The following is a 6,385-nucleotide window of genomic DNA, read 5'->3' on the forward strand; positions in this document are numbered from 1 at the left end:
ATCGCAAGGCGGAGGAGGGAGCCACTGCGGAGCATTGGCGACCGACGACAACGCGGCGAGGTGCGTGCCCCGGCGTCGCCCCGCAGACGCGAGTTTGAAGACAGGCCCCAGGGGACGGCAATCCCCATGTCCGGGTTGAGGGTTCAGAAGGGACCACTGTGCTGCTCGAACTCCGATGCGCGGTGCGGCGCACGCCGCCGCCCGCCGCCCCGCCCGCCGAGGGCTCCGGCCTGCGGCGCGCCGCGCTGTCCGCCGCGTTCCTCGCGGTCGCCCTGGCCGGCATCATCGCCCTGATCGTCCTCGGGTACGCCGTCGAGGCGCTGGTGACCGTCATCGTCACCGCCGCCGTCGAGGCCTCCGGCACGGCCTCGCGGGGGCGGCGATGAGCGCACGCGAGGAGCTCGCGTACTTGCTGCAGAAGCACCATCGAAGCGTTTCCGCGCGGTCCGTGGAAGATCTCGAACACAGGACCGGCATGCCCCCCTCCATCGTGCACGAGATCATCCGGGGACGCCTTCTGACCTCGGAGAGGGAGCTGCGAACGCTGCTGAGCGCGATGGACGTGGACAAGCGCACCCAGCAGCGCGCTCTACTCCTGCACGGGGAGGCGATGACGGAACTCCACCCCCGTACGCGGACATCCGTCAAGACGCCGCCCGCCCCCGACTGGCGCGTCCCGGTCCCCGCCGCCGGCGAGCCCGATCCCGTGCTGTTCTCCACCGTGAAGGAGTTCGTCGCGGGCCTGGAGGACGTCAGGGTCTGGGCCGGCGAGCCATCGCTGCGCCACCTGGAGGAGCGCAGCGCGCGGCTGCACCAGCAGCGGCAGACGGCCTACGGCAAGGTCCTGCGGCGCAGCACGATCTCCGACATGCTGAACGCGACGTCCCTCCCGCAGATGGAGAAGGTGCGGCACTTCCTGCAGATCTGCGGGGTGCGGGACATCGACGCGTGGGTGTACACGTGGCGGCGGGTCCGGACGTTCGAGAAGGCCGCCGGGCGGCGGGCGGCCTGACCCTTCACCACCCCGGAGTGGGAAGTCGGCGGGGTCGGCTTCCTACTCCGGGCCCTTGTCCTCGGTGGCGGTCGTCGCGGGTTTGGTGTGGAGGACCTCGCGGGCCTGTTCGGCGGCGCGGACGATGCTTTCGCTGATGAAGTCGAGGAAGCGGGCGATGTTCTCCAGGCGGACGGCGGCGGGGGTTCCGGGGCCGAGGACGGCGACGCCCTGGCGGGCGGTTTCGATGACCCTGTCGTTGGCGCGGGCGCTGGCGATGACGGCCTGGTAGTAGAGCTCGTCGTCGACGATGTAGCGGTCGCGGCGGCGTTCGTCGCGTTCGCGGCGCACCAGGCTCTGGCTCTCCAGGAAGGCGATCGCCTTGGAGATGGAGGCGGGGCTGACCTGGAGGCGCTGGGCGAGTTCGGCGGCGGTGAGGCTGCCGGCGTCGGTGGTGGACAGGCAGGTGACCACGCGGGCGCCCATCCGGTTGAGGCCGGAGCCCATGAGGACGGTGGTGAGCTGTTCCTCGTAGGCGGTCACGGCCTCGTCGTCGCGGCCGTGGGGGTGGGTGCCGGGTCGTGGGCCGGCCGTGGGGGCGGGGCGGCGGCGCTGGGCGCGGTGTTCGGTGGCGCGGTGGGCGAGGTCGGCGCGGTAGGCGACGGGGCCGCCGTTGCGCATGACCTCGCGGGTGACGGTCGAGGTGGGGCGTTCCAGGCGTCGGGCGATCTCGGCGTAGGGGAGGCTGTCGGCCAGCCCCAGGGCGATCTGCCGGCGTTCCTGTTGGGTGAGCCTGCCTCCCGGCATCGCGTTCTCCTCGGTGGTGGTGGCCGTGTGGTTCCCGGCCGTGTGGTTCCCGGTCGGTGCCCAGCCTAGCGTTCACCGTCAGGCCATTGCAATGATCGGGAGGGCGTCCGTTGCGTTACCCGTGCGCCAGTTGCAACAGTTTCCCGCTATTCACCTGCAAGTACGCCACTTTGACGCAACGAACCAGTTGCCGGGATCTTGAAAGCAACGTAGCGTTTCCAATGTCGGAAACACCGATGGAACGACACCGCACAGGAGCGCAGCATGCAGAAGTTCGACACCCCCGCCCCGGTCACCGTCGTCCTGGACATCCCCGGCGGGCACGTGCGGTTCATCGCCGCCGAGCGCGTCGACACCACCGTCGAGGTCCGGGCCGCCGAGCCCGGCAAGGGCCGCGACGTGCGGGCCGCCGAGCAGACCGCCGTCACCTACGAGGACGGCGTTCTGCGGATCGTCACCTCCGCGCCCGCAAGCCAACTGCTCGGCCCCACCGGCTCCCTGGAGGTCACCGTCCAGCTGCCGGCCGGCTCCGCCGTGCGGGGCAAGGCCGCCGCCGCCGAACTGCGCGTCGTCGGCCGCCTGGGCGACGTCGCCTTCGACGGCGCGTACCGCCACACCAAGGTCGACGAGGCGGCGAGCCTGCACCTGAGCGCCGTCGACGGCGACGTCGAGGTCGGCCGCCTCGGCGGGCCCGCCCGGATCAGCACCACCCGGGGCGACATCCGCGTCACCGAGGCCCACCGGGGCACCGTCGAGCTGAGCACCCAGTCCGGGAGCATCACCGTCGGCGCCGCCGCCGGCGTCTCGGCCGCCCTGGACGCCGGCACCGGCCACGGCCGCGTCGCCAACTCCCTGCGCAACGACGGCGCCACCGCGCTCGACATCCGCGCCACCACCTCCCACGGCGACATCACCGCCCGCAGCCTCTGACCCCGCCCCGGGGCCCGACACCCGTCCAAGGGGGACACCATGACGCACACCACCGCACCCGCGACCGGCCCGGCCCCGTGGACCGGCCTGGTCCCGGTCGACGACACCGCCCTGGCCGCCACCGACACCGGCGGCCCCGGCCTGCCCGTGCTCTACCTCAACGGCCAGTTCGCCACCCAGGGCTACTGGCGGCGCGTCCTCGCCGACCTCGGCCCGGGCCTGCGGCACATCACCTACGACGAGCGGGCCCGCGGCCGGAGGTCGAAGCGCTCCGCGGACTACTCCTTCGAGGCCGCCGTCCGGGACGTCGACGCCGTCCTCGCGGCCCGCGGCGTGCGGCGGGCCCTGCTGGTGGGCTGGTCCTACGGGGCGTTCGTCGCCGCGCACTGGGCCTCGCGCAACCCGGAGCGCGCCGTCGGCGCGGTCCTGGTGGACGGCGCGCAGCCCTACGACTGGCTGACCGGGGAGCTGGAGCGGCGCATCCGCACGCAGTTCCGGCGGTGGGCGCCGCTCATGGCGCTGGTGCGCCCCACCGGCCTGACCCCGCGGATGACCCACCGGCAGATGTCGGAGTCCAACATCGAACTCGGCAGGATCGGCAGCGCCGCCGCGCTGGGCCCGGTACTGGACGCCATCACCGTCCCGACCCGGTACGTGATCGCCTCGGGGACCTCGCTGGGCAGCAAGGGCGACGAGCAGGAGCGGATCCGCGCGGCCCTGCCGGCGGTCGCCGCGCGCAACCCGCACATCCGGATCAGCGCGAAGGTGCCCAGCAACCACGGCGCGATCCTGAAGAAGGACTTCCGCGCCGTCGCCGACGCCGTGCGCGAGGTCGCCGCCCTCGACGCCCCCGGCCGCTGACGGCCCGCCCGCGCACCCAACCGACCGAACGCAATACCTTGGCATCACGCCGACCGGCTCACGACTGTGGGGCGCGGCTCCCCCGGGCTTCCCCTGAGGGTCAGCCCACAGAAGAACCCAGGGTCCAAGCGGCTGAACCTCTCGCACTCCACATGCCCCTGCTTGAACGACCACTTCGAGCGGGGCGCTCGGGCGTTTCACTCCTCTATTGGAGCGAGCTTCGCACCGACCGGCCCCAGGCGGGCACCCTAAGTGTTGATTCGTGCGCAGAGAGCTGTATCGTCGAAATGGTTCGCCTACGGCTCACTTCTATGGCCGCTCGCCGAACCCACGTGCCGCATGCGCATCGCCCTCGCAGCTCCGGCGCTGCCGGCGCAAAACAAGCGCCACGACGCAGCAGTCCAGAGCAGGAGCGCCGCCGCATCTCAGCTCCGATACCCGCCAAGGAATCCCAGCTGAACACGGAATCAGAAAAGCACCGAGAGCCAGAATCCCTCCAAGGAGGCAGAAAATGAGCGATGCTCAGATCAACTCACTCAAGCCCGACAGTGGAACGCCCGCCGGCGGAAATCCGTGTGATATCTCGGGTCAATACCTCTCGAACACCAAGCAGGTGAACTGGGGGGATGCGACGATTCCGCGGTCGGACCTCGACGTATCCAAGGACGGACAGAAGGTCACGGTCAAGAAGGTGCCGAAGGGCACGCCAAAGACGGTGGTGGACGTATCCGTCACCACCGCGGACCACGGAACCAGCAACGTACTGAACTACACCTACAGCGGCGCGTAGCGCCCGTCCGTCCGGGTGGGCCAGCGAGCCCACCCGGACCAGTGCCGACACCAGCAACACAGGAGAATGACATGCCTTCACCATCTCCCGAAATCGATTCCCTGGATCCGGATCACGGGACACCGGACGGCGGATTCAACGTGAAGATCTCCGGGTCTTACTTTCAGAGCACCACGAAAGTAACCTGGGGGGACAAAGAAATCAAGGCAGCAGACATCAAAGTGGACCAGGCGGGGAACTGGGTACTCGTCAATTCTGCGCCGGGAGGAGGCGCGAACACCCTCGTCGAAGTGAGCGTGACAACCAATGTCGGATCCAGCAACATCGTGCTATTCACCTATGAAACCACAAAGCCCCCGGCAGCAGAAAGCCTTGTGCCCTCGAAGGGCACTCCCGCCGGTGGGATGGAGGTGACGATCAAGGGCAAGGGCCTGACGGACGTCCTGCACGTCGCCTGGGACCACCAGATCATTCCCCGCCACGATCTGACCTTGGACCCGTCGGGAGCAACAGTGAAGGTGAAGCTGGCCCCTGCCGGCAAGCCCCATACCCAGGTGCCGGTCACGGTCAAAACCGCCAAGGGAACCACCAACGTTCTCATGTTCACCTACGAGGCGTCCCTTCCCGAGTGAGCTAGGACTCGGCGTCGATCCACCGCAGCACACACCGGCACGGACAGCTTCCCTGAGCGACGCAAGGACTTCTCCCGGCGGGCCTCCAGCCACCAGCAGGTCGACCAGAACACGGCCGGCCTGCTCGGCGCGGTTCAAAGGTACCCGCCGCCACTCCTAACCCCCGCCGGGTCAAGTAGAAGGGGCAAGTAAGTCCACAACTTTCTTAAAAGTCTATAGTTGGTTGATCTGTGGATGGTCGGAAAACGGGGTATCGGCGAGAGCAGGACACACCGGGGTAGGCACTGCACGACGCCTTGCGGGAGCGGATAGCGCAGGACCCTTCACCACCACCACCGACTGGCCCCCAAGGGCTGATGTCGAGGTCGGGCGAGCGGCCTTGCGCGAGCAGGAGATTGGGCAGCGGGGCCACCAGTAGGAGGGCGGCGACCCACATTGCCAGGTGCCCGAGGTGGATCCAGACCGGGCGCCGACACCGGAAGGCGGTGGGGCATCCACTGCCCCGCACGGACCAGTCAGAACGAACCACCGAGAGGCCGACGCCGCCATCCGCAACGTCCATCTGCCCGTGCCGCCGACGCCGTGCGCGAGGTCGCCGCCCTCACCCCCCAGGCCCGGCCGCCGGCCCCGCCGCGGTCGCGGCCATCATGGGGACATGTCAGCGATCACGACCATCCTGCTCAGCCCCGGCGGCTGGGCGGACGACGACGACGTCGTCGCCGAGCTCAACGCCCGCCTCGCCCCGCTGAGCCCCGACCTGCCCGGCCGCTGGAGCCTGCGGAACATCTCCGCCGAGGACCACGCCTGGGGCGGCACGAAGCGGCCTCCCCACCTCTACGGCGGCGCCCTGAACCACCTGCCGTTCGCCGAGTTCGCCCGGATCGCCGCGCAGCTCCCGTGGTCGGACCCCGAGCAGTTCCAGCTGCTCGCCATGGGGGACGGCGAAGGCCGCTTCCGGACGCTCACCCTGGCCGACCTGCGGGCCTGGCCCACGGACTGAACGGCGCGCCCCAACCCGCTCCCGACGGGCCAGCACCGCACCCCGGGGCCCTCGACCAGCACACGGCCGAGGCCCCCGGCGGCCACGGACACGCCGAACTTCCGCGCCCCACCCACGGACCGAACGGCGCGCCCCTCTCCCGTACCGCCCTCCCTCAGCCGGCTCCCGCCGTCCGGCGGGCCAGGCGCCGCACCGCGGGGCGCTCGACCAGGGCGTGGCTGAGGGCGCCGGCGGCCAGGGTCGCGCCGAAGGCGGCGACGGTCAGCAGGGCGGCGAGCGGCGCGGGGTAGGTGCGGTCGCCGAACAGCAGGGGGCGGCCGTGGAAGAGGACGACGCCCTGGCAGAGGTAGAAGCCGAAGGAGACGGCGCCCAGC

Annotated in this window: 8 protein-coding genes and 1 pseudogene; 7 read left to right on the top strand and 2 right to left on the bottom strand. The window is 70.4% G+C overall.

Annotated features, from left to right (window positions below; genetic code table 11):
- The first annotated feature begins 158 nt into the window (after positions 1-158).
- Both ACFU6K_RS27885 and ACFU6K_RS27890 read left to right on the top strand, forming a co-directional pair.
- On the top strand, positions 159-386 hold the full coding sequence (locus tag ACFU6K_RS27885; RefSeq protein WP_380667525.1) for a hypothetical protein: 228 nt from the start codon (positions 159-161) through the stop codon (positions 384-386).
- Positions 387-475: 89 nt separating this feature from the next.
- Entirely contained in the window at positions 476-1,012 is a 537-nt protein-coding gene (locus ACFU6K_RS27890) for a hypothetical protein (RefSeq protein WP_380667527.1), read from the top strand.
- 42 nt (positions 1,013-1,054) lie between these two features.
- Here ACFU6K_RS27890 and ACFU6K_RS27895 read toward each other — a convergent pair whose 3' ends face one another.
- Positions 1,055-1,798 carry a helix-turn-helix domain-containing protein gene (locus ACFU6K_RS27895; protein WP_380667529.1) on the bottom strand — a complete coding sequence of 248 codons (744 nt, stop codon included), beginning with the start codon at positions 1,796-1,798 and terminating at the stop codon, positions 1,055-1,057.
- 264 nt (positions 1,799-2,062) lie between these two features.
- Between ACFU6K_RS27895 and ACFU6K_RS27900 the strand changes: the two genes are divergently transcribed.
- The 5 genes from ACFU6K_RS27900 to ACFU6K_RS27920 all read left to right on the top strand — a co-directional run bounded on the left by ACFU6K_RS27900 (position 2,063) and on the right by ACFU6K_RS27920 (position 6,011).
- On the top strand, positions 2,063-2,728 hold the full coding sequence (locus ACFU6K_RS27900) for a DUF4097 family beta strand repeat-containing protein (protein ID WP_380667531.1): 666 nt from the start codon (positions 2,063-2,065) through the stop codon (positions 2,726-2,728).
- A 39-nt stretch (positions 2,729-2,767) separates the two neighbouring features.
- Positions 2,768-3,589: an alpha/beta fold hydrolase gene (locus ACFU6K_RS27905; RefSeq protein WP_380667533.1), complete on the top strand. Its 822-nt coding sequence runs from the start codon at positions 2,768-2,770 to the stop codon at positions 3,587-3,589.
- A gap of 511 nt (positions 3,590-4,100) precedes the next feature.
- A complete protein-coding gene (locus ACFU6K_RS27910; protein ID WP_380667535.1) occupies positions 4,101-4,379 on the top strand; it encodes an IPT/TIG domain-containing protein in 279 nt (92 codons plus the stop codon).
- A 71-nt stretch (positions 4,380-4,450) separates the two neighbouring features.
- Complete coding sequence (locus tag ACFU6K_RS27915; RefSeq protein ID WP_380667537.1) at positions 4,451-5,011, top strand: IPT/TIG domain-containing protein; 561 nt, start codon at positions 4,451-4,453, stop codon at positions 5,009-5,011.
- 655 nt (positions 5,012-5,666) lie between these two features.
- A complete protein-coding gene (locus ACFU6K_RS27920; protein ID WP_380667539.1) occupies positions 5,667-6,011 on the top strand; it encodes a hypothetical protein in 345 nt (114 codons plus the stop codon).
- 154 nt (positions 6,012-6,165) lie between these two features.
- On the opposite strand, the pseudogene ACFU6K_RS27925 reads toward ACFU6K_RS27920, so the two are convergent.
- Positions 6,166-6,385: pseudogene (locus tag ACFU6K_RS27925) on the bottom strand (acyltransferase); the annotation flags it as partial.

Source organism: Kitasatospora sp. NPDC057512, assembly GCF_042802135.1.
GTDB lineage: Bacteria > Actinomycetota > Actinomycetes > Streptomycetales > Streptomycetaceae > Kitasatospora.

Coding starts and splice junctions, on each gene's coding strand:
- ACFU6K_RS27890 (WP_380667527.1), top strand. CDS start 476: ATGCCCCCCTCCATCGTGCACGAGATCATCCGGGGACGCCTTCTGACC.
- ACFU6K_RS27895 (WP_380667529.1), bottom strand. CDS start 1,798: ATGCCGGGAGGCAGGCTCACCCAACAGGAACGCCGGCAGATCGCCCTG.
- ACFU6K_RS27900 (WP_380667531.1), top strand. CDS start 2,063: ATGCAGAAGTTCGACACCCCCGCCCCGGTCACCGTCGTCCTGGACATC.
- ACFU6K_RS27905 (WP_380667533.1), top strand. CDS start 2,768: ATGACGCACACCACCGCACCCGCGACCGGCCCGGCCCCGTGGACCGGC.
- ACFU6K_RS27910 (WP_380667535.1), top strand. CDS start 4,101: ATGAGCGATGCTCAGATCAACTCACTCAAGCCCGACAGTGGAACGCCC.
- ACFU6K_RS27915 (WP_380667537.1), top strand. CDS start 4,451: ATGCCTTCACCATCTCCCGAAATCGATTCCCTGGATCCGGATCACGGG.
- ACFU6K_RS27920 (WP_380667539.1), top strand. CDS start 5,667: ATGTCAGCGATCACGACCATCCTGCTCAGCCCCGGCGGCTGGGCGGAC.